Source organism: Halalkalibacter sp. HAAS-P014 (genome assembly GCF_056619965.1).
The window spans coordinates 19,572-41,126 of record NZ_JBWQTV010000017.1; the positions used below are offsets into that span (position 1 = coordinate 19,572).

Here is a 21,555-nt window from a genome sequence, read left to right on the forward strand (position 1 = left end):
ATAAGAGGGGGACGGATCTGTAATACCCTACCTAAAGGAAACGAAAGATCTGTTCCCTCTGCTTCGAAACTCTATGGTGAAGTCGATATAAGAGGTAGATTAAATCTGTAATGTTTAAAGTGTCATGAAAAATTTCCAATTGATTTTACGTAATTTTTTTTAGGACAAGTTGCCTGTCCCCTTTGCCCAGTGTATATAAAAACGACAATGGGAGCGTTGATAAAATGGACAAGGAAGAACGAAAACAAAAATGGTTAGATAGAACAGAGAAGTTAGATAAAGTTGGCAAGGGAATGCAGCAAACTGGAAATAAGATGATGGGTTGTGGCTGTTTATTAACTTTACTTGTAACAATACCAATTATTTTAATATTGTTTTTCTTTTAACTACCATGGAAACGGCTGCTTTTTTATATACGAAAGGAGTGTCAATGTTGAAGATGTCACAACAATGATGATCGGGACAGAGATCGTGACATAACTGTTTAAAAGAATAATGTGCATTTTTTCGGAAAATATAGGGGAAAGAGGAGGTTTGGAAAATGAGTACATTGTTTTTTATTTTGTTTCTATTGTCGTTAATCGCTATTCCCGTCGCTCTAATAAAACCTAGTTTAATTAAGGCGAAATCTAGACCACAAGCATTACTTGTGACAGTTGCATCTACACTTGTTTTTTTAATCCTTTTCGTAATCGCTGCACCTGATCCTGTGGAGGAAATAGCAGAGGAAGAACACGAAGAAAATGTAGAAATAGAAGAAGAGGTTGAGGAAGTAGAAGAAGCTGAATTAGAAGAGGATATTGAAGAAACCTCAGAGGAAGAAGCACCAGTAGAAGAAGAAATACAAGAAGAAACTGTGGAAGAAACAGAAACATTATCACAACAAAATGCAGTGGCTATGGCTAATGACTATTTAGCTTATACAGCTTTTTCTAAAAGTGGTCTAATAGATCAGTTAAAATTTGAAGGTTTTGATGATGAGGACGCTACTTATGCAGTAAATCAGTTAAATGTTGATTGGCGAGAGCAAGCCGTAATAATGGCTCAAGATTACTTAGACTACACAAGTTTCTCAAGAAGCGGTCTAATTCAACAGTTAGAATTTGAAGGTTTTAGCAATGAAGATGCTACTTATGCAGTAGATGAAATAGGACTTTAAAAATCCCAAGGGCTAACGCGAAAAAAGGTTCCTGACCCCCGGCACTTTAAAGTAATGGGGGACAGGAACCTTTTCACAAATGACGAAGGACAGCTCCTTTTGCTTCTATTGATGTTATTGGCAATTTCCAACAAGAATTATGCCTTCTAAGACAGGAGCACCTGAAGTGCCGGCCAACGAATTAAAAGGGCGTACTAACACACGCGAGTTTGGCGTAACGGATGCAGCGGTAGGAAGTTCTATTCGGGATGACCAAATAGGTGGGTCTTCGGGAGTAGCAAATAACTGGGTTCTAAAGCTTCCAGTTCCGAGAATGATCATTTCACCTGTATACTTGTCAAAATTACCGAAAACTTGAGGCTGCGGTAAGGTTGCCATAATGCTCACAGCCTGACCTCCTCTTGGAGCGAAATTCACATAAGCTACGCCTCCTGTACCGAATGGTGCACTCCCTCGGGGCTGTAAAGACGTACAGCAGGGGTAAGGGATTAAACCAGGAACGCAGAGAATGTCTCCGGGGAATAATACATTAGGATTTGGAATATGGGGATTATTGAATGCAAGTGTTTCAATTCTTACTCTAAACATCTGCGCAATGGTATAGAACGTGTCTCCTGGAATTACGGTATACCGACCCAAAAACCCCTGTGGACAGTTTCTTGGTATTCTTGCTTGCTGTCTATACATAAATACTGCCTCCCAATCGTAGAAACCTTATTTTATGGTATGTGGTAACGTTTAAGATGGGTATGCTTTTTTGAATCATGAATTAATTATCATCAAGTGATGCAGAGTAAAAGGCGTAGTGAGATCATGGTCTTACTACATAGTAGACTCAATGCAACAGATCTTTTCATTTTAATGTGACTTTGTGAAGAATGAACTTAAAATAAAGTAGTAGGTTAATTTAAATTAGAATAACATTGACTGTTGTGTAAAATAATAGTTAAAAATAAAAGTAATCAACCTATAATATGGAGGACATTATGTCATTGAGAAGCCAGGTATTGGTTAACTTTGTAATGATTGTGCTATCGTGGGTTACATTACCCATCTTAGGCATACGTAATATTAAAAGATTCTTACCTGCGTCAATTCTTGTTTTACTTGTACATTTTACTGATACTTTAATTGGTAAACAACGAAAATGGTGGTTTTTTTATAATAAGCCTAAATCCTATATATTAGGGGAATTTCCTTATCATGTAGGTCCATTTTTAATCGGATCTATGTGGATTTTAAGGTGGACTTATGGGAATTTTAAACGGTTTATACTACTAAATGCTATTATAGACGCTTTATTCGCTTTTCCAATTATTAATCTAACCAAAAAATTTAGAGTGGTTACATTAGCTCAATTGAATCACTTTCAATTTTTTATCTATATATTTTATAAGGCAATTTTATTATATGGTTTCCAATACTTTTTTGAAAATAGGAGCAAAATATTGAACAAAAGTACATAGAAAAGAACTTGGCTCTCCTTTCCACAGTCACTGGCTCTAACATCCACATTCATGGTTCAAAACTTGGCACGGCTGGCTCGAACTGTCCACAATACTCACCCATTCCAATAATAAAGTCATGTTGTTATTTGGAAGGTAAAGTTACATTTATTACTTGCCGAATACAATATTAATTTTTTTATAAATCTAAGCAAAAAGTGCTAATCTGTGCAGGATGGAGCACTTTTTCTTTTTGGGGAAATTCTTGAGACAAAGAAGGTGCAGTCACTTTTGTTTTTCTATGATTTCCGGATTTTCGTTATGTTGATGGAGGAGCCTTTATCATTTTAGGCGATATTCTTATTATTACCTACTAATACATTGTTCTATATTTTCCTTTGGTAACAATGGAAATATTTAATGACTAGATTACTTTTAATATTCCCGTTATGATAATCCATGTAAGATATATCACACGCCATCTGATAGAACAATTTCATATAGTTCATTCCTTTATAAAAGGCAAAATCGTTGAAAGGCGATGACGCAAAGCCATGTGCCTAAGGTAAGTTATTGCTAAGGTCGACAGGTTGCTAAAGAATGAAAAGAAGTAGTTACGTATACTTCCTTTCTATTCTTACCTTTTTATAGACTTTAAGTTTTATGGTAGGAATTTTTTAATGCCTAAAAAAGGATAAAGGTGAGTGGGGTATAGATTATCTCAAAAAAATTACCTTTCGGGAGGAATTTATACATGAAAAAATTAGTAACTACTTTATCAGTATTCGCATTATCTTTTGGTGTTTTCGCAAATGTTTCATTTGCATCAGAAACAACAACTGGAACTGCTGAAGTTACTGGAGGAACTTTAAAGATTGAAGTACCTGAACCAGTAACATTTGAAGGATTAACATTAGATGGTACAATTCAAACAACTTCAGCCAATTTAGGTAACCTTAAAGTGGTTGATCCAACTGGTGCTGGAAGTGGCTGGAATGTAAGTGCAACAGCATCATCATTAAAGAGAACTACCGATAATCATACGTTACCAGCTAACTCTCTTGCTATTGTCGAACCTACTGTACAAGCAGAAGCAGGGTCTTCAGATGCTACGGTTCTAACACCAGGTAGTGGCAACTTAGATAATGTATACGGAGTAACTGTTTTGGATGCGCAAGAGGGACAAGGTCTTGGAACGTTTAACACAATTTTTGGTGGCAATGCGTTAACATTAACTCTAAGTCCTGATACAGCGTTAGCAGGTCATTATACAACTGTAATTACATGGAACTTGACTCAAGGTCCTAAACAATAATAGATGATGTACGAACAACCATGTTAAAAGCATGGTTGTTTTTTTTGCGTTAATAAAATCAACTTCATTTGGGATAGACTAACAGGTGAAAGGAGTGTTTGATAGGAATGTATAGTCGCATTTTGGTCTATATTTTATGTTTTTTTGTTATAGTTACGATAATAAACAACTTATTCTTAGAGAAAACTAACGCTCAGCAAGAAATGGATGCTCCTTTTTCTGTTGAAGCGATCTTACCTGATACGCAAATCGAAGGTGTAAGTGGTTACTATCATTTAGACGTGAAACCAGGCGATGATCAAACGATATATGCTCGTATTCACAATAAGAGAGATCATGAAATAACTGTTCAAGTACTTCCTTTAAATTCTTATACGGCTCCAACTGGAGGAATTTTGTATGAAGATATTATAGAATCGGAAAATACAAAAATATTGGACAATGCTACCCTTATGTCAGAATTATTGGATGTTGAACCTTTTATCGAACTAGATGCAAATGAAACGGTGGAAGTCCCAATACATATTTCGGTTCCTACTGTCGATGAAGGAACATTTTTAGGTGGACTTTTATTTGCTTCTATAGGTGAAGACACTCTTGATGAAATCGAATCTCATGATACAGAAGGAGATATTGGTTTTATCATCAGAAATGAAGTTACGTTTACACTCGCGGTGCAACTTGATTTACCAAACACAGCATCTCAAAACTTTGCAATGGGCGATGTAGGAATTAACGTTAATCCATCTGGACTGGAATTGTTCATGGAGTTTATTAACGGTGCTCAAATGATTTTAAGAGGTACACATGGTCACTATAGAGTTGAAAATGACAGTGGTGAAGAATTATTTACTGGTGAATTTGAACCATTTACGATGGTGCCCCATACGGAGATTCGGTTTCCAGTTCCGTGGACGCATGGTTCACTAGACCCTGGTCTGTATAATGTTTTTATATCAGCAAATGTACTTGATGAGGAGATAACGGCTGAACGAACGTTTGAAATTGAAAGAGAACAAGTGAGAGAGTATGAAGAGATAAGGGAAGATGCTCCTGTATCGGCGCCAAGAGGGATTCCAGTGTGGGTATGGGTTATAAGTGGTGTCACTTTAGCCGGTTTCTTTTACTGGCTAGGTTCAAGGAAAAAGTAAATCAAGGGATTACCTAATATTACCTGAGGAAATTGCTTAAACTGTTAATTTGTTTCCTATATAATGGTAGCACTGAGAGAGGTGCTACCATTGTTTAAGTTACAAGAAACATCAACAAGAAAAATTAATAAGCAAGTTCTTCTCGCTACTTTTATGGTTGTTTTCTTTATGAATATACTGACAGTTAATTCATCACAGAATCATTCATTGGTAAACTTCACCATTACTGGTGGAACATTGAATGTTTTTTCTTCAAAAGAAAATGTAGTGCTAAGGTATAATGAGAAAACCGAAACTGCATTTGGAGATGTAGGAACGCTGACAGTTGTTGATGCAAGTGGATCAGGTTCGGGGTGGAGGTTATTGTTAAAATCAACCCCACTAAAACAAGTAGATTCGAATGAAAGAACCAAAGAGGAAGAAAAGGGAAAATTGGTACTCAATGCTGCAGGTGCAAATATCATAGCAGAGAATGGATCTGCTCCTTCACCCAATTGGGTTGATGACCAGACATATAAAATTTATGATACTATTCCAACGAGAGTCCTATTTGCTGATCTAGGTGAAGGAATGGGGACTTATCACATTAACTTTGGAACAAATTCACTAAAGTATCATCCCCCATCAAACATAAGTAAACAAGAAAGTGATACATATTATGAAACGACATTAGTGTGGAATATCGTAAGTGGACCTTTCTAAAAAGGTTGCATATTTTTATAGATGCAGAAAGAATGGTGAAAAGCAATAGTCTGGAAAAGATGTATTGGAGATATTCATTGCAAAAGGAGTAATTTATGAGTGTAATTACAAAGTATGCAATTCTAATAGATACGGAGGATCAGACTGTTGTTGTTTTACATATGGAGTCTTTTCTTTTAGAGAGGAGTTTTCGAGGAAATTAGGTAGAAAGCCAAACCTTAATGAATTAGACTTACAAGCCTATCGCTTTGTTAAGAAATATCTTCCTCAAGGCTCGTTGACTAATAGGCTCTTACCTGATTCATTTTAGTCCCGTTGCGTTATCGTTAACACTAGAGCCACAATCGACATATGAGGGTATATATGTAACAACTATTGAATTAAATTACTTCTACCTAACATAACGCCTGACTCCGAGTGCAGTAACACTTGACTGCACCGGGTGTCAGGAACTCTTTTTGGACTCTGGGATATTTGATATGAATAATAATGAATCAAAAAAGTCAATTTATGGATTCCATTGTTATTATTACTATTCAACATCATCTTTTTTCATTTTTGGTTTAGCTCTTCTATAAAAAATTGCACCTTAACGGAGGCTTTACGGCAGTATCATTTTATTGAAGTATTCAGCAGAAATCGAACAATAATAATGCTATAAGGATCAAGGATATGAATATAAGAATTTAGATGAAGAACCTTATCACTGTTGATACTTGAAAAATTATTCTCTTGGAAGATGATATAGTAGAGACTCTATTAAATGAGAGGGGAATGTTATAGTTGTTACGAACAATTGATTCTTCATTTATTGCTGAAGTAGTTTCAACTGCGGTATCAAAGAAAAACATATATGGTGCTGTATTATGTGTCGAAGATGGGGACAATTCTTTGTCGATCTTACACGGGGCTGGAAATCTAACTACAAATAAGCCATATTTTATTGCAAGCGTAACAAAATTATACGTCACGGCAGTTGTACTAAACTTAAGGTCAAGAAACTGTCTGAACCTACAAAATAAAATCTCAGATTATTTGTCAGATGAAATTCTACATGAACTCCACCTATTTAAAGGAAAAGAATACTCTAAAGATATAACAATTAAACACTTAATGTCCAACACATCGGGAATTCCAGATTACTTTTCTTCTGATGTGGTTAAGGATTTAACATCAGGAAACGATCAGAGTTGGGGCTTCGAAAGAGCAATAGCGAGTGCAAAACAAAAGAAACCGAAATTTGTTCCTGGTAAAAAGGCTCAATATTCTGATACAAATTATCAGCTTTTAGGTAAGATTATTGAAACAATCACAAACAAAGACATCCATACGGTCTTCAAGGAATTTATTTTTGATGAACTCAACTTAGAAGATACGTATTTATTTGAAGATGTGAATGATATGCAACCTGCCCCTATCTATTTTAAAGATAAGGAAATCCATCTACCCAAATATATGTCATCTATCGGACCAGAAGGAGGTATAGTATCAACTGCGAAGGAATCAATGATATTTTTAAAGGCATTTTTCAATGGACATTTCTTTCCGAAGGGATATTTCGAGGAGCTAAAAGATTGGAAACTCCTTTTTGGTCCAGGGTTATTCTTTTATGGAGTTGGAATTGCCAATCAACCTATCTTTCTTAAAGAATTGAAAAATGGATTGATAGGACATTGGGGACAGACAGGCGCTTTTTCATTTTACCACCCAAAGAGTGACCTATACTTTACAGGAACAACCAATCAGTTTTACGGGCAAAATGTCGCAGCAGGGATGATGTTGAAAATAATCAAAAATATAAAATAACGTTCTATCTTATCAAGCTGGTCATTTGAGCGATATCTATATGCGACTGCACTAAAAAGCAAGCTAATATTTCTGGAGAATGTAGCGCCTGCCCCCAAGTACAGTAACACTTTAGGCCCCCTTTTTTGGTGGTCGTCTTTCGTATTTGACGTTATACTGCGCAACAAAGTTAAACCCTTATAATTAGAAGAGGTGCTGGTAGTAAGGCTTTTTTTGATCATGAGATTAAGAAAACTATGAAATAATGAAGGAATTGTTAGTTTGGACTTCTTTATCTGGTTACAAACAAATTGTTAAAAATAGTTCGAAGTGTTGTAAAGTTATTACGAAATAAATACTTTCGACAATCCCAGGTAATGCATATAGAAGAAACGTTGGTTTAATTAAAGGAAAAATCCGTACTCCCGTTGGTGTGGGTATGGAACACCAATAAAAAGCCATCGTTTCATAACTCCGTTTCTTTCGCGAGCAAGTGTATTTTTTGTTAATATCTACTAATGATATAATTAATGATTAAATTAGAATTATTTGGAGGAACTATGCTTACATTTGAACAAAAACTTGCAATTATCGAGTCTTTCCCAGAATTAGAACGCCGCAATGTATCGCTAAATCGTGTTAATTTTCATTATGTGGGAGGCGACAGTGATAAAAAAAATGTCGTATACCATTTGCATCCAAACGGAAATGGGTTTGTTTATGCTGCAACACTTAAAGTGCCGAAAAAAGATCCTAAAGGGATGGTTAATATCCGTGATTTTTCAGAAGAAGAATTACGTTCGATTATTGAACGCTCAATTGACTCTCTGCAATCAAACGCAGTTAGTGAATTAGAGGAAACTCTTCAAAATATTGATGAAATCTGGATGGACAAAGAAGGGTATAAGCTTACTATTATTTTTGAAGATGACATGTGGAACGTTTATGCAGGTGAACAACTAGACGGAACGTTTCCATCGTATAATGAAGCGAAGCAATATTTACTTGAAGAAGGATTTAAGCCGAAGCGAAAGTTTGATAAACAAACGAATTAATATTATTAACAAGGAAGAGATGGCCAGCAATGTGACCATCTCTTCCGTCCTTACTCATTCTTTCGTGTAAGGATTTTTTATTTGTAATAAATAGCTACATTAATTTTACAAGCATACTAGCTGAATAAAGATTTTCGCTTTTTATCTATTGAACAGTAGACGGAAACTGCGCAGGCACTTTATTAAATTTCTCTATGTTCACACATGTTTTTTAACTACTGTATTGTCGTCTTACTTAATATGACTGAATCAGTCACCTGCTGAGTTTCTTGCTTCTATTTCAATACTGTACTAACAATAAAAATACTATTTGTATGCTTGATTCTGAGTGCTGTGTTTGCGTTTAGCTTCGCAACAATTGAAGCTTATTTGGGGATGGTAGAATTTAATAAAGGAATGAATCAACTTGTTCTATCTTGATTATGTTTTCTTTCATTAGAAGTTTTGTCGCATCATTAGCTGTTAATGGCTTGCTAAAGAAAAAGCCTTGTACCAGTTCACATCCGTATTCAAGCAAAAGATCTGCTTGTTCCTTCAGCTCTATTCCTTCGGCGATAACATCCATATTTAAACTATATCCAATTTCAATTATTGCTTTTGCGATAAACGCATCCCGTTCATTTGAACATATGTTATCCATAAGTGATTTGTCCATTTTGAGTGTATCAATGGGCATTTGTCTCAAAAAGTAAAATGTTGAATAGCCCTTACCAAAATCATCCAGTGCTATTTTAATACCTAGTTCTTTTAATTCAAATAAAAGAGGTGAAATTATTTTTGGGTGCAGTTCCAGGCTTTCAGTAATTTCTAAGATTAAATTGCTCGGTTTAACATTGTTTTTTTCTAAAGTTGATATAACCAAGTTTACGAAATCCTTTTCTCTTAGTTGTAATACAGAAACATTAACAGCAACGGTAATATCTTCAAATCCAGATTCCTGCCAAAATCTTAACTGTTTACAAGCCTCTTGCAGTATCCAAGCTCCAAGTGAAATAATAGTTCCCGTCTCTTCGGCTAAAGAGATAAATTCATCAGGTGATATTGAACCTAGAACGGGATGGTTCCATCGAACTAGTGCTTCAAAACCAACTATCTTGTTATTAGAAAAATTTATTTTTGGTTGATAATACAAACTGAATTCATTATTAAGTACACCGCTTTTTAAAGAATTTTCCAACTCAATTTTTCTATTATTGATATCTGATATTTCTTGACGGTACAAACAATATTGATTCCCACCTTGTTTTTTGGCAAAATACAATGCAGAATCAGCTAATTTTAGTAATGTTTCAGTATTTGATCCGTGTTGAGGAAAAAGACTGATTCCGATACTAGCTGTAATGAAGAGGCTTTTTCCCTTAATATAATAAGGATTTATAAATGATCCCAATATTTTTTTTGCTACTTGATTTATCGAATTAGTTTCTTTTAAAAGAAAAATAAATTCATCCCCACCATAGCGATATATTTCTAGATTTTCTTTTTCAAAAAAATTCAATAACCTTTTACTCAAATTACTTAATAACATATCTCCTGCTCCATGACCTAAAACATCATTAATATTTTTGAAATTATCCAAATCAAGCAATAAAAATCCTACTTCAATTTTATCTTGTTTTACCATTTTGCTTAAATCTTGATATAGTCTATTTCTATTAGGCAATCCTGTGGTTTGATCGATATATGCTAGGTTATTAATTCGTTCCTCTGCTACTTTTCGCTCAGTAATGTCTCGGAAATAAGTACTTAACCCGCCCTCAGGAGTTGGATAGGCATGAACTTCTAACCACTTATCCAGATAAGTAGAGTATGCTTCAAAATGAACAGTTGTATCTTTATCAATCGCACGTTTAAATTCCTGGTGAAATTTAGTACCAATCATGTAGGGAAATATCTTCCAAATATTTTTTCCGATCAGTTCCTTCTTGTCCTTTGAAAATATTGTTAGAGCTGGGTTGTTAACATAACTAAACTCCCAATCTTTGTTAACTGCCCAGAAACAATCAGTCATGCTTTCCAAAATGTTACTTATATTAATGTGTGATTTTACTAATGAATTATTTAGCAGTTCAGTTTTCTTTTGTGCATCTTTACGTTCTGTAATATCTAACTGAAGACCAACAAAGAAAATACACTCACCTTGATTATTAAAGATAGGGTCAATTTTCATTTCATTCCAAAATGAAGAACCATCTTTTTTATAATTAAGAATTTCAACATGAACCGATCTTTTATTATGTAATGCATGTCGAACCTTTTTTATAGTTTCAATGTCAGTGTCTGGACCTTGAAGAAATCGACCATTTTTACCTAAAACGTCACTTTTTTTAAATCCTGTTAGTTCAGTAAAATATTCGTTAACGAAAATAAATTCTAAATTCGGATTGGTAGCATCTGCAATAGTAACCGCAGTTTTAAGGTCGTTCAAGAAGGTCATCACCTCTTGATTTAGAGCCATATTATACCTCCACATTAAAGATACCTTTAGTATATACAATTAATTGGAATTTATTTTACAATTAATTCAAAGGTAGTTATTAGATGTTATGACAATTCAAGAAGATCAGATTCGAAATTCTTCAGGAACTCAATAGAGGGGAACGGGAGAAAGATTGGTGGAATATAATCTATTCAAATGGAAGGGGAAATAGTCGTTTAATAAAAGTTAATAAAATACTAGGGGGTGTAATTGTGAAGAACTTCACCTAAATAACGGAGGCTAATGAAAGTGCCTGCCCCCCAGTGCGTTAATACTTTATCACACTGGGGGTCAGGCGCTTTTAGGCTAGTTTAGAAGGGGTAGAAACGCTAGAAGAATTGAGCGTACTTACCTCTGCTCAATGTGCCGAAGTGCACGGGTGCCTCTTTAGCAAACCATTGCGTATCGAACAGCTAGAACGATTCGTTGATAATTGCAAGCAATGGTATCTTCATCAAAGAGATTAACCATTCGTTTGGCCGATTTCCTGCGTGAAAAAGGTATATACGCTATCTGACTAGAATGTTATATTACACTATACGAAGTGTGAACTAGTAAGGAGGATACCACATTGAGTTATATTGAAATGATTCATGAAACAGAAGCAGAAGGAAAATTAAAGGAGCTTTACGACAAGATGGGTGGAAGTGTCGCGAATATACTAAAAGCACATAGTCTCTTTCCAGATTCACTAGAAGCTCACCTTCAATTTTATAAAACGATCATGTTTAAAAAGTCCCCTCTCAGCCGAGCTCAACGGGAGATGATTGCGACAACGGTTTCGACGGTCAATCACTGCCATTACTGAACTGCCCATCATGGGGCGGCGCTCCATCTATTAACTAACGATCCTGCGTTAGTCGAACAAATCAAGAGCGATTATCAAAAGGCATCAATCGATGACAAAATGATGGCGATGCTAGATTATGCGGTGAAGTTAACGAAGCAACCGACAAGTATCACGAAAGAAGATACCGAGCTTTTAAAAGAAAAAGGCTGCTCAGATCGGGAAATTCTTGACTTATGTCAAATTACTTCATATTTTAATTTCGTCAATCGTATGGCAGAGGGTTTAGGGATCGAGTTGGAAGAAGAGTATCAATAAAGTTAAAGCTGTTTCCCAGGCCGTAAATGGTTGAATGATCAGTTCCCTGTCTTGAAAAACAGAAAAAGCGAATGGGACCTTACTTTAAATGTTTAGGTGCCTGTCACTGATCGAAGTGTGTCGAATTAATATCGACAATATACGAGTAGTGCCAGGCACCTTTTTAAGGGATCGCAACGCACAGGCACTTTTTTAAAGAGCCCCCTAGTGCTTCCCTTGACAGATAAGCACATAAACAATAAGATAATAGATAGGAAAACTCTATTATTTAGAGTATTTAATATTTGGTAGACAATCAAAAAACTGACTAGTTAGTTGAAGTGTAAACCGACAATTTTTAAATAATAATAGTGCTATGAGACTATTATTATTCAAAGATTGTCGGTTTTTTTGTATAAAAAGCAATCTATAAATCTAATCATCTTAAAGGAGGAAAACGTAATGAGTAATCTATCGAAAAGTCGCAGTCAGGTTTTTAATGATGTAAACCGAGCACCCAATCGTGCCATGATCCGAGCAATGGGAGTGACAGATGAAGACTTTGAAAAGCCCTTTGTCGGAGTCGCCAGTACATGGAGTGAGGTAACTCCGTGTAATATGCATATTGATGAGTTAGCTAGGAAAGCAAAAGAAGGAGCTTTAAAGGGAGGGGGAACTCCTTTTATTTTTAATACGATTACCGTTTCTGATGGGATCTCGATGGGGACGGTAGGGATGCGCTTTTCATTGCCAAGCAGGGAAGTCATCGCTGATTCGATTGAAACCGTCATGGGAGCACAAAGCTACGACGGGGTTGTTGCCATTGGTGGGTGTGATAAGAATATGCCTGGGTGTATGATCGCGATAGGCCGTTTAAACTTACCGGCTGTTTTTGTTTATGGAGGCACCATTCGCCCAGGTAAGGCAGATGGAAAAGATTTAGATATTGTTTCTGCGTTTGAGGCAGTTGGGAAGTATAACAATGGAGATATTGATCGCGAGGAACTTCATAAAATCGAGTGTCATGCTTGTCCAGGGGCCGGATCGTGTGGAGGAATGTACACCGCGAATACGATGGCTTCAGCAATCGAAGCGATGGGAATGAGTCTGCCTGGCAGTTCATCCAACCCGGCAGTAACAGATGAAAAAATGCAGGATTGTCTAGACGCGGGAGAAGCGGTAATGAATTTATTAACTAAGGGAATTACCCCTAAGGACATTATGACAAAAAATGCATTTGAAAATGCGATTACCGTCATCATGGCTCTAGGGGGATCGACCAACGCGGTGCTCCACTTATTAGCGTTGGCCCACACCATCGATGTAGAACTTGATTTAGATGATTTTGAACGAATCCGTCAAAACGTTCCTCATATTGCCGATCTGAAACCAAGCGGCCGTTACGTAATGGAGGATTTATCTAAAGTTGGCGGTGTGCCGGCTGTGATGAAGCTTCTTCTTGAAAAAGGACTTCTGCACGGAGATTGTTTAACTGTAACAGGAAAAACGATCGCGGAAAATCTTGCTGAGGTTCCTCATTTGAGCGAGGGGCAGGAGGTTATTTCGTTTGATCATCCTAAACGTGAAACAGGACCTCTTGTGATCTTAAAAGGAAATTTAGCTCCAGAAGGCGCCTTGGCCAAGATGTCAGGTTTGAAAATTAAAACAATCACAGGGCCTGCTCGTGTATTCGATTCAGAGAAGTTAGCCACCGATGCGGTTTTAAACAATGAAATTCATCCAGGAGATATCATTGTCATCCGCTATGTTGGACCAAAGGGTGGACCGGGAATGGCGGAGATGTTGTCGATTACTGCGATCGTAGTTGGAAAAGGATTGGGCGAAAAAGTTGGCTTAATCACAGATGGCCGATTCTCTGGGGGAACACATGGATTAGTAGTAGGTCATCTATCTCCTGAGGCGCAAGTAGGGGGACCTATTGCCTTAATTAAAGAAGGAGATTTAATTACGATTGATAGTGAAACACAGGAGCTTATGGTGAATGTGTCAGAAGAAGAATTTAAAGAAAGAGCAAAGGACTGGACTGCTCCGGAACAAAATTTAAGAGGAATATTAGCAAAATACGCTAGATCTGTTTCGTCTGCATCAAAAGGAGCTATAACTGATTAAGGAGTGAAGTGTCGGAACGGCTCTGCTGTTTCCTTCGAGTCTACTGCCACGTTTAAGTAGGCTTCACCGTGGCTCCACATTTCTGTGGATTAGTTAAATAGCAAGTGATTAGGGAAAAGTGGATAACCTTATACAGAGGGGTGTCCACTTTTTATGTGGATGCATTGGTACAGGCGCTCTTTTAAGAGAAATAACACTGAAGGGGAATCTATCACCAAAGAACTTGATAATCCGACAGATGCTCTTAATGATTATCGACAAAATCCGAGGGGGGACAGGCACTTTTACTCGGGGTCGTGTTGTATATGGCAAGTGGAATGATTTATTATTCTGTGTTAGGAAATCGTGGGGGCGATCTGTTACATATCAAACCTGAACAGCCGAATTATGTGTTGCTTACTTTGGAAAGATACAACGGCTCCGTGCTGCTTATTCGGACTGGTGAAAATGTAGAAAACGATTTTTTACCAATCTCGGAAGGTGGCTGGAATCTAGATTTAATTCTACCGGGTGTATATTTGGACTCTTTTAATTGTATTTTATCAATGAAGTAAAAGGAAAATGTAACTTTTGAGGTTATTGAATTATTTTGTAGTAGACACAAACTACGCAACAAATAACTTCTTTTTGTGAAAGAAAAATAAAACTAGATCTAATTAAATATTTAAGCTATTAAGCTGAAGAGTAGTCACTAAAGAGAACTACTCTTCTTTTTTGTGACATAGGGTTGTTTAAACGTTAAGACTTAGAACAACTTGCAGCTTAATCTAATGTTTATTAACTAAATCAATAATCTTTTTCATTTTTAGAATTGAAGGGTTACGTAATCTCCTAAATAAGGTGCAAAACAAGGTTTTTGACGCTAATGATTTGCTAACTTAAGTTCAATATTAGTAATAATCTAAATATAATTGTTGACACTCTTAGTTTTGGACAGTAACATAAAAGTTGCAACAAGGAAACATTTTAGTTTAAGTGCAAAAAAAGAGGAGATGGGAAAATGTTTATTGTGAAGGACAAAGTTAAAGGACTCTTAATAGTATTGATTTTTCTATTATCAATGGCTTTAGTAGCTTGTGGAAGTAGCACAACGTCAGAGGAGGTTGATGAAATCAATGAAGAGCAGCAGACAAATGATCAGGATAATGTAGACGAAACAAAAGTAGATTATGGTATTGACGAGCTAGTGATAAGCTTTACACCGGAGGCAGACCCGATAAACCTAGAATTAGAAAAGGACGGTTTAGCATCATACTTAGGAGACGAATTAGGTATCACGGTAAAAGCACAAGTCGATGCGGATTATACGGCAACCGTTGAAGCAATGCGTGCTGGTCATGCGCATATCGCAACTAATCTTTCACCCGTACAAGCAGCTCTTGCGAATAAAATGGCAAATGCTCATTTAGTTCTAAAGGAAGAAAGAAACGGTCAAAGTTTCTATCATTCTAAATTCTGGGTTCTCAAGGATAGTGGAATTGAAACGATAGAAGACCTTGAAGGAAAAACGGTCGCTTTCAATGATCCGCTATCAGGTTCAGGTTATTTAATGCCAGTTGCAAAGTTGATTAGTGAAGGTTTAGTTGAAGATGCAGACGACCTCCAAAATTTCTTTAGTGAAGTTTATTTTGCAGGGGGTACCGAGCTATCATTAAGAGCTTTAATTGAAGGAACGGTTGATGTAGCAGGTGTGTCCGAAAACGGTCCAGGAGTGTTTTTAACAGAGGAAGAGCGTGAAAGAATCACATATGTTGCTCAATCCGATCCAATGCCAAGACATGCGATTGCTGTTAGTGGTGAGCTTCCTGATGAACTAGTTGAAAAGATTACAGAGGCTTTTCTAAAATTAAATGAACCAGAATACAATGATCTTCTTCAAGGGCTTTATGGATGGACGAAAGTTGTTCCTGCTGATGTCGAACTATACCTTCCACTTATCGATAAAGCACAAAAAGCAGGAATCTTAGGTGAATAGGTGTGTATTATGACATCTAAAAAGAAAATGATTAAAGCTGAACAGTTAGAAATTGTTTATCCTAAAAGAAAAGGGTCGGAGACTACTCCGGCCCTTCAGGATTTTTCTTTAACTGTAGAAGAGGAAGAGTTCATTGCTGTAATCGGTAAAAGTGGTGCTGGAAAGACAACGTTTTTAAGAAGCTTGACTGGCTTTGTTCGTCCATCTGCAGGAAAGTTGGTAGTGAATGACATTGATGTGATGTGTACTAGTAAAAAAAAGGTTTATGAATTACGACGTAATGTGGCAACTATCTATCAAAGCTTTAACCTCGTTGAGCGTATGAGTGCTCTTGACAACGCGTTGTGCGGGAGATTGGGCTACATTGGAAACATTCGCGGTTTACTCGGTCTTTTTCCAAAAAAGGATAAAGAGTTTGCTTACCGTACATTAGTGGATTTAGGATTAGAAGATAGGGTACATTACAGGGTTGATCAGTTGTCTGGAGGAGAACGTCAGCGTGTTGCTATTGCTCGTGCACTTGTTCAACAACCTCAAATTGTATTAGCTGATGAACCTGCAGCAAGTTTAGATATATCATTAACAAAGTTTGTCCTTAATACGCTTAAAGATTTAAATAAAAAGAATGGGTTAACAGTGTTGGTTAATTTACATGATATTGAATTGGCTAAAATGTATGCCACTCGTATTATCGCTTTACAAAAAGGGCAACTAGTGTTTGATGGGGATCCTAAGAATTTAACAGATGATTTGCTGGAGGTGATTTATAATGAGTATGAGCACGGAGAAGCCTCTAAATCAAACGAATAAGTATACAATGTATATACCTCCTAAGCGCCCTCCTAGCCACTATATAAAGTTATTATTAATTATTGGTGTTGTATTTTTGCTTCATTATTGGTCAGTACGCGGGATAGACGTCAATCCTGATCGAATCAGTTTTGAACGAACCCTCGACTTCTTAAGTCGTACGTTCCCGCCCAATTGGGAAGTAACACAAACGGTTATGGGGGCGGCTCTTGAAACCCTTCAGATTGCAATAATTGGGACAACAGGAGGTGCGATTCTCTCTATCCCTTTTGGTTTTTTAGCAGCATCAAATATTGTACATCCTGCGGTTAGAGTATGTGTACGTACGCTATTGAACACAATTCGAAGTATCCCCCTTATTTTATACGCCCTCTTTTTTGTCGTTGCTGTAGGTCTCGGGCCATTGGCAGGTACTTTAGCAACAATTATTTATTCTGTTGGTATGCTAGGGAAGTTTTATTCTGAAGCAATTGAAGCAATTGATCCAAAACCAGTTGAAGGGATCCTATCAACTGGGGCCTCAAAGTTAAAAGCCCTCCGCTACGGGATTATTCCGCAGGTCTTACCGCACTTTATTGCCTATACATTTTACCGATTTGAACTTAACTTTAGAGAAGCAACGATTCTTGGATTGGTAGGTGCAGGAGGAATTGGATTTTATATTACGCTATATATGCGTAGCTTTGAATATACAAGGTTAGCGACTGTCACTTTTATCATTCTAGTTATGGTCGTTGTCATTGATATGTTAAGTTCATATTTACGAAAGAAAATAACATAGTCAAACAAATAAATTACTACTATTTTAACACTAAGATAAAAGCTAGTTGGGAATGATAATTCTTAACTAGCTTTTATCAATATTATTCAGAACAGTTCTTTGTTTTTAGTTAATCTTTTTAGAAAAAACGTCGTAAAAGAAGAAGGGAAGTGATTAAGAAGAAGGGAATAAATATCCTTCTAAAGGGTGATGTTCTAAGAAATAATCCTCTTCGTTGATTAACACCATCGATAACTCCAGTATGAATTCCACCATAGACATCTCTAACTTCAACCATCTGTCCTTGATAGGCCATTGCTAGCTGATCCATAAAATACGTCACCTCCATTTCAACAGGGTACTACACAGTATGTCTTAGTTATATGAATGAGTGGACGAACTTCCTGGTATAAAAATACATTTTTTTGAACAGTACGAAAATGGAAATATTAATAAATGGTAAAGGTTAAATGTCAGAAATTTAAAAGTGAAGTGGAATTGAAAAAACACATAAATAAATATCAATGCGGCGCAAGATTTAAAGTATTACAATAATGCATAGTACAACGATACTGGCGATATACAACCATTGAAAGACGATTATGCTTAGCGTAATCGTCTTTCTTCTTGCATCAAGAATACCTACTCTAGCAAGAAATGAAACTATCCTATTCTAAAAAATGTATTTTTTGTACTTGAATAGTTAATCCTTAGTTTACTAATAAAATCTAAGGAGAGTTGATTATTATGAACCAGAGAGAGCAAATTTTATCAGATTTAGTCGTAGCTTTAAAAGAATTGTACCCTAACATTGAAGTGGAAAATACAAAGAATAAATTGTCTACTGTTCTATCAGAGTATTATATTCGAAGAGTTGAGTTAGGTGAGGTTCATCCTGATCTTGAGGATAAAATTCAATTGTTCATTTCAGCAAAGAGACTTGAAGGATTAAGCTCTATTACTCTAGATAACTATCTTCTGGAATTAAGTATGTTTGCTGACATCGTAAAAAAGAAGGTGAAGGACATAGCTACAGCAGACGTTCGAATGTACCTAAGTCAAGATGGTACCTTAAAAATGAGCACAATCAGAAAGAAGCTATCTATTATAAAGAGTTTCTTTAGTTGGTTAGTCTCAGAAGAATATATTAAACGTGATCCAACTACGAAATTAAAAGCTCCAAAAGATGAATATCGGCTTCCTAAATCCTTGTCAATCCAAGAATTGGAGATGTTAAGAGAAGCCTGTAAAACAGTAAGACAACGTGCCTTTCTTGAAGTATTATATGCAACTGGCTGTCGCTTATCTGAAATTCATGGATTAAATAAAACCTATATCAATCAACAGAATATGAGCACATTAGTTATAGGTAAAGGTGATAAACAAAGGGAGGTCTATTTTTCGATTAGAGCAATGTATCATTTAGATAAATATTTAAAAGAACGGAAAGATGATTGTGAAGCCTTGATGATTACAGAGAGAAAACCTTATAGAAGATTATCTAAACGAGGAATACAAAGAGAAATAGGAATAATAGCTAAAAGGGCAGGTTTGCAATACAAAGTTAGTCCCCATATTTTAAGACATACTTTTGCAACATTGACATTAAATAATGGAGCTGAGCTCGTAGCCATTCAAGAGTTGTTAGGTCACAGTTCGCCAGATACCACCACTTAGGTATGCAAAAATAACTCACGAAAGAAAACGCGAGCAGCATAAAAGGTATCTAATTCAATAAGAGTGATTGTCATTAGACCGAGACTGTGCAGTAAATTCTTGAAAAATCCTCTTCCTTTTCAGGGTGCCAGTCAGATCCTTTGAGACCCTCTTTTTCTCTCCTCTTCCTTTTCAGGGTGTCAGTCGACTTCTCTGAGACCCTCTTTTTCTCTCTTCTCTATTTTCAGGGTGCCAGTCGACTTCTCTGAGACCCTCTTTTTCTCTCTTCTCTATTTTCAGGGTGCCAGTCGGCTCCTCTGAGACCTTCATTTTCTCTCTTTTCCATTTTCAGGGTGCCAGTCGGCTCCTCTGAGACCTTCATTTTCTCTCTTTTCCATTTTCAGGGTGCCAGTCGACTTCTCTGAGGCCCTCATTTTCTCTCTTCTCGATTTTCAGGGTGCCAGTCGACTTCTCTGAGACCCTCTAAATGGGATATTATTCTGGTTTAGATTAGGTAATAGTTCAAAAAATATACGGTAACAGGACATAAGTGTTTCTGACACTTGATTGAACATTAAAAAAATTATTCAGTAAAGTCGCAGTACAACGATACTGCGTATTCATGGTATTGAAGAATTATTAAAGGTCAAATATGTCTCGATTAGGTTTAGTTAATTAATAATTATTGGTATAGGGTAACACTGTATAAAACATAGTGAAAATAAAAGAGGCTTCTCATTAGTTGACTAACTTTTGAGAAGTCTTTTTTTTCATCTTTTTAGAATTAAAGCGCCTGCCCCCCAGTGCAGTAATAATTTACAGTACTGGGGGACAGGTGCCTTTTCCGGGGTTTACTCTCCTTTTAGCAGGAGCACTAATTGGTTTTGGATTTGGAACCATGATATCTTGCTGTCAAGCTATTGCCATTAAAGAATCTCCTCGACACCGAGTAGGGCTTGCAACTTCAACCTTTTTCGTCTTTATGGATTCCGGAACACCGGAGGGCAGGAACCTTGTTTTGGTGCGATTAGCACTCTTTAATGCATAGTCTAAATCAGAAAATATCTCTATTTCTAAAGATGTCAGCAATTTGTTTTTAACTCTTTACTTGACACAATAAAATAAAATATTATACAATTACCTCGAATTCGAGATAATTTTATGAGGAATGATGATTTTGGAAATTCAAGACAACAAACAAATAGAAGAAAATTTGTCTTTAAAGTTATTTATTGTGTTGAACCGTGCTTTACAATCGGTAAAAAAACGTGTTGAGCAAAATATTAAAGGTTTTGGATTAAACCCAACAGAATTTGCGGTTCTTGAATTGCTATATAGCAAAGGGGATCAACCAATACAAAAAATTGGTGATAAAGTTTTGATTGCGAGTAGTAGCATCACATATGTCGTAGATAAATTAGAAAAGAAGAGATTTATAGATAGAAAGCCCTGTCCTAAAGATCGTCGTGTCACATATGCAGCAATTACAGAAGAGGGAATACTCGTAATGAATGACATTTTTCCAAAGCATCGAGATGCAATTGAGGAAATATGTAGTGGGTTAGATGAAAAAGAAAAAGTGATTGTAATTGAGCAATTAAAAAAATTAGGATTCCATGCCAAGAGCATAGAATTATAATTTTTTTTAGTCATATATCTCGAATTAATAATATATTAATTATTTGTTTTATTGTAATGTGGGGATTGTATCTAGAGGGGAGCAAAATATGCCTGAGTTTATTCAGTTGATAAAAGAAAGGCGTTCAGCTAGTTTTTTGTACCTAACGTTCCAATTACGAAAATGGAATTAATTGAAATCTTGATTTAGTTAAATTAGGACCTTCGCTTTTAATCTTCAGCATACAAACTATGTAATAGTGTTAGATCCAGAAGTTAAAGAAAGGTTACAAAAAGCTGCATACGGTCAACATAAAGTATTGAGTTCTTCAGCGGTAATCATCGTTTTGGGAGACAAAAAAGCTTTTGAACAAGCTTAAGATATCTAGAAAGCCACGTGGTTATCGAAAGCCTGTTAGTGAATTTGTAACA

General features: G+C 36.2%; 19 protein-coding genes, 2 pseudogenes and 1 riboswitch. Of the genes and pseudogenes, 18 read left to right on the top strand and 3 right to left on the bottom strand.

Going from position 1 to position 21,555, the window contains the following annotated elements; all coding sequences use genetic code 11:
• The first annotated feature begins 224 nt into the window (after nt 1-224).
• The gene (locus AC1FXZ_RS14290) at nt 225-386 is read left to right on the top strand and encodes a hypothetical protein (RefSeq protein ID WP_480054779.1); all 162 of its coding nucleotides are present in this window, start codon (nt 225-227) and stop codon (nt 384-386) included.
• A gap of 155 nt (nt 387-541) precedes the next feature.
• A complete protein-coding gene (locus AC1FXZ_RS14295) occupies nt 542-1,159 on the top strand; it encodes an Ltp family lipoprotein (RefSeq protein ID WP_480054781.1) in 618 nt (205 codons plus the stop codon).
• A gap of 114 nt (nt 1,160-1,273) precedes the next feature.
• On the opposite strand, the gene AC1FXZ_RS14300 is transcribed toward AC1FXZ_RS14295, so the two are convergent.
• Nucleotides 1,274-1,846, bottom strand: a complete 573-nt coding sequence (locus AC1FXZ_RS14300) for a LysM peptidoglycan-binding domain-containing protein (RefSeq protein WP_480054783.1) — start codon at nt 1,844-1,846, stop codon at nt 1,274-1,276.
• Between the two features lie 1,269 nt (nt 1,847-3,115).
• Nucleotides 3,116-3,202, top strand: a riboswitch (cyclic di-GMP riboswitch).
• Between the two features lie 156 nt (nt 3,203-3,358).
• Between AC1FXZ_RS14300 and AC1FXZ_RS14305 the strand changes: the two genes are divergently transcribed.
• From AC1FXZ_RS14305 to AC1FXZ_RS14325, 5 genes are all read left to right on the top strand, one after another.
• Nucleotides 3,359-3,919 (top strand): WxL domain-containing protein, encoded by a 561-nt coding sequence (locus AC1FXZ_RS14305; RefSeq protein ID WP_480054785.1) that lies wholly within the window; start codon nt 3,359-3,361, stop codon nt 3,917-3,919.
• Between the two features lie 107 nt (nt 3,920-4,026).
• The gene (locus AC1FXZ_RS14310) at nt 4,027-5,070 is read left to right on the top strand and encodes a DUF916 domain-containing protein (protein ID WP_480054787.1); all 1,044 of its coding nucleotides are present in this window, start codon (nt 4,027-4,029) and stop codon (nt 5,068-5,070) included.
• 90 nt (nt 5,071-5,160) lie between these two features.
• Complete coding sequence (locus AC1FXZ_RS14315; RefSeq protein WP_480054789.1) at nt 5,161-5,772, top strand: WxL domain-containing protein; 612 nt, start codon at nt 5,161-5,163, stop codon at nt 5,770-5,772.
• Nucleotides 5,773-6,555: 783 nt separating this feature from the next.
• Entirely contained in the window at nt 6,556-7,578 is a 1,023-nt protein-coding gene (locus AC1FXZ_RS14320) for a serine hydrolase domain-containing protein (protein ID WP_480054791.1), read from the top strand.
• A 539-nt stretch (nt 7,579-8,117) separates the two neighbouring features.
• A complete protein-coding gene (locus AC1FXZ_RS14325) occupies nt 8,118-8,612 on the top strand; it encodes a hypothetical protein (RefSeq protein WP_480054793.1) in 495 nt (164 codons plus the stop codon).
• 385 nt (nt 8,613-8,997) lie between these two features.
• On the opposite strand, the gene AC1FXZ_RS14330 is transcribed toward AC1FXZ_RS14325, so the two are convergent.
• Complete coding sequence (locus AC1FXZ_RS14330; RefSeq protein ID WP_480054795.1) at nt 8,998-11,070, bottom strand: sensor domain-containing protein; 2,073 nt, start codon at nt 11,068-11,070, stop codon at nt 8,998-9,000.
• Between the two features lie 592 nt (nt 11,071-11,662).
• On the opposite strand from AC1FXZ_RS14330, the gene AC1FXZ_RS14335 reads away from it, so the two are divergent.
• From AC1FXZ_RS14335 to phnE, 7 genes are all read left to right on the top strand, one after another.
• On the top strand, nt 11,663-11,899 hold the full coding sequence (locus AC1FXZ_RS14335) for a carboxymuconolactone decarboxylase family protein (protein ID WP_480054797.1): 237 nt from the start codon (nt 11,663-11,665) through the stop codon (nt 11,897-11,899).
• Between the two features lie 102 nt (nt 11,900-12,001).
• On the top strand, nt 12,002-12,196 hold the full coding sequence (locus AC1FXZ_RS14340) for a hypothetical protein (RefSeq protein WP_480054799.1): 195 nt from the start codon (nt 12,002-12,004) through the stop codon (nt 12,194-12,196).
• 441 nt (nt 12,197-12,637) lie between these two features.
• Nucleotides 12,638-14,305 (top strand): dihydroxy-acid dehydratase, encoded by a 1,668-nt coding sequence (ilvD, locus tag AC1FXZ_RS14345; RefSeq protein ID WP_480054801.1) that lies wholly within the window; start codon nt 12,638-12,640, stop codon nt 14,303-14,305.
• A 305-nt stretch (nt 14,306-14,610) separates the two neighbouring features.
• Entirely contained in the window at nt 14,611-14,859 is a 249-nt protein-coding gene (locus AC1FXZ_RS14350; protein ID WP_480054803.1) for a hypothetical protein, read from the top strand.
• Between the two features lie 446 nt (nt 14,860-15,305).
• On the top strand, nt 15,306-16,280 hold the full coding sequence (locus AC1FXZ_RS14355) for a phosphate/phosphite/phosphonate ABC transporter substrate-binding protein (RefSeq protein ID WP_480054805.1): 975 nt from the start codon (nt 15,306-15,308) through the stop codon (nt 16,278-16,280).
• Nucleotides 16,281-16,289: 9 nt separating this feature from the next.
• Complete coding sequence (gene phnC, locus AC1FXZ_RS14360) at nt 16,290-17,090, top strand: phosphonate ABC transporter ATP-binding protein (RefSeq protein ID WP_480054807.1); 801 nt, start codon at nt 16,290-16,292, stop codon at nt 17,088-17,090.
• Nucleotides 17,050-17,871, top strand: coding sequence for a phosphonate ABC transporter, permease protein PhnE (phnE, locus tag AC1FXZ_RS14365; RefSeq protein ID WP_480054809.1), 822 nt, complete (start codon nt 17,050-17,052; stop codon nt 17,869-17,871). The genes phnC and phnE overlap by 41 nt, the downstream gene beginning before the upstream one ends.
• A gap of 118 nt (nt 17,872-17,989) precedes the next feature.
• On the opposite strand, the gene AC1FXZ_RS14370 is transcribed toward phnE, so the two are convergent.
• On the bottom strand, nt 17,990-18,181 hold the full coding sequence (locus tag AC1FXZ_RS14370; RefSeq protein ID WP_480054811.1) for a hypothetical protein: 192 nt from the start codon (nt 18,179-18,181) through the stop codon (nt 17,990-17,992).
• 416 nt (nt 18,182-18,597) lie between these two features.
• Here AC1FXZ_RS14370 and AC1FXZ_RS14375 point away from each other — a divergent pair, with 416 nt between their 5' ends.
• The 4 genes and pseudogenes from AC1FXZ_RS14375 to AC1FXZ_RS14390 all read left to right on the top strand — a co-directional run.
• A complete protein-coding gene (locus tag AC1FXZ_RS14375) occupies nt 18,598-19,527 on the top strand; it encodes a tyrosine-type recombinase/integrase (protein WP_480054813.1) in 930 nt (309 codons plus the stop codon).
• 829 nt (nt 19,528-20,356) lie between these two features.
• Nucleotides 20,357-20,512: pseudogene (locus AC1FXZ_RS14380) on the top strand (MFS transporter); the annotation flags it as partial.
• A gap of 171 nt (nt 20,513-20,683) precedes the next feature.
• On the top strand, nt 20,684-21,145 hold the full coding sequence (locus AC1FXZ_RS14385; protein WP_480054815.1) for a MarR family winged helix-turn-helix transcriptional regulator: 462 nt from the start codon (nt 20,684-20,686) through the stop codon (nt 21,143-21,145).
• A gap of 88 nt (nt 21,146-21,233) precedes the next feature.
• Nucleotides 21,234-21,500: pseudogene (locus AC1FXZ_RS14390) on the top strand (nitroreductase family protein); the annotation flags it as partial.
• Between the last annotated feature and the right edge of the window lie 55 nt (nt 21,501-21,555).

Bases quoted from the DNA above. Each gene is read 5' to 3' on its own strand.
- phnE (WP_480054809.1), top strand. From the start codon at position 17,050: ATGAGTATGAGCACGGAGAAGCCTCTAAATCAAACGAATAAGTATACA.
- phnC (WP_480054807.1), top strand. From the start codon at position 16,290: ATGACATCTAAAAAGAAAATGATTAAAGCTGAACAGTTAGAAATTGTT.
- AC1FXZ_RS14305 (WP_480054785.1), top strand. From the start codon at position 3,359: ATGAAAAAATTAGTAACTACTTTATCAGTATTCGCATTATCTTTTGGT.
- AC1FXZ_RS14300 (WP_480054783.1), bottom strand. From the start codon at position 1,846: ATGTATAGACAGCAAGCAAGAATACCAAGAAACTGTCCACAGGGGTTT.
- AC1FXZ_RS14325 (WP_480054793.1), top strand. From the start codon at position 8,118: ATGCTTACATTTGAACAAAAACTTGCAATTATCGAGTCTTTCCCAGAA.
- AC1FXZ_RS14355 (WP_480054805.1), top strand. From the start codon at position 15,306: ATGTTTATTGTGAAGGACAAAGTTAAAGGACTCTTAATAGTATTGATT.
- ilvD (WP_480054801.1), top strand. From the start codon at position 12,638: ATGAGTAATCTATCGAAAAGTCGCAGTCAGGTTTTTAATGATGTAAAC.
- AC1FXZ_RS14290 (WP_480054779.1), top strand. From the start codon at position 225: ATGGACAAGGAAGAACGAAAACAAAAATGGTTAGATAGAACAGAGAAG.
- AC1FXZ_RS14340 (WP_480054799.1), top strand. From the start codon at position 12,002: ATGGCGATGCTAGATTATGCGGTGAAGTTAACGAAGCAACCGACAAGT.
- AC1FXZ_RS14310 (WP_480054787.1), top strand. From the start codon at position 4,027: ATGTATAGTCGCATTTTGGTCTATATTTTATGTTTTTTTGTTATAGTT.
- AC1FXZ_RS14295 (WP_480054781.1), top strand. From the start codon at position 542: ATGAGTACATTGTTTTTTATTTTGTTTCTATTGTCGTTAATCGCTATT.
- AC1FXZ_RS14350 (WP_480054803.1), top strand. From the start codon at position 14,611: ATGGCAAGTGGAATGATTTATTATTCTGTGTTAGGAAATCGTGGGGGC.
- AC1FXZ_RS14375 (WP_480054813.1), top strand. From the start codon at position 18,598: ATGAACCAGAGAGAGCAAATTTTATCAGATTTAGTCGTAGCTTTAAAA.
- AC1FXZ_RS14370 (WP_480054811.1), bottom strand. From the start codon at position 18,181: ATGGATCAGCTAGCAATGGCCTATCAAGGACAGATGGTTGAAGTTAGA.
- AC1FXZ_RS14330 (WP_480054795.1), bottom strand. From the start codon at position 11,070: ATGGCTCTAAATCAAGAGGTGATGACCTTCTTGAACGACCTTAAAACT.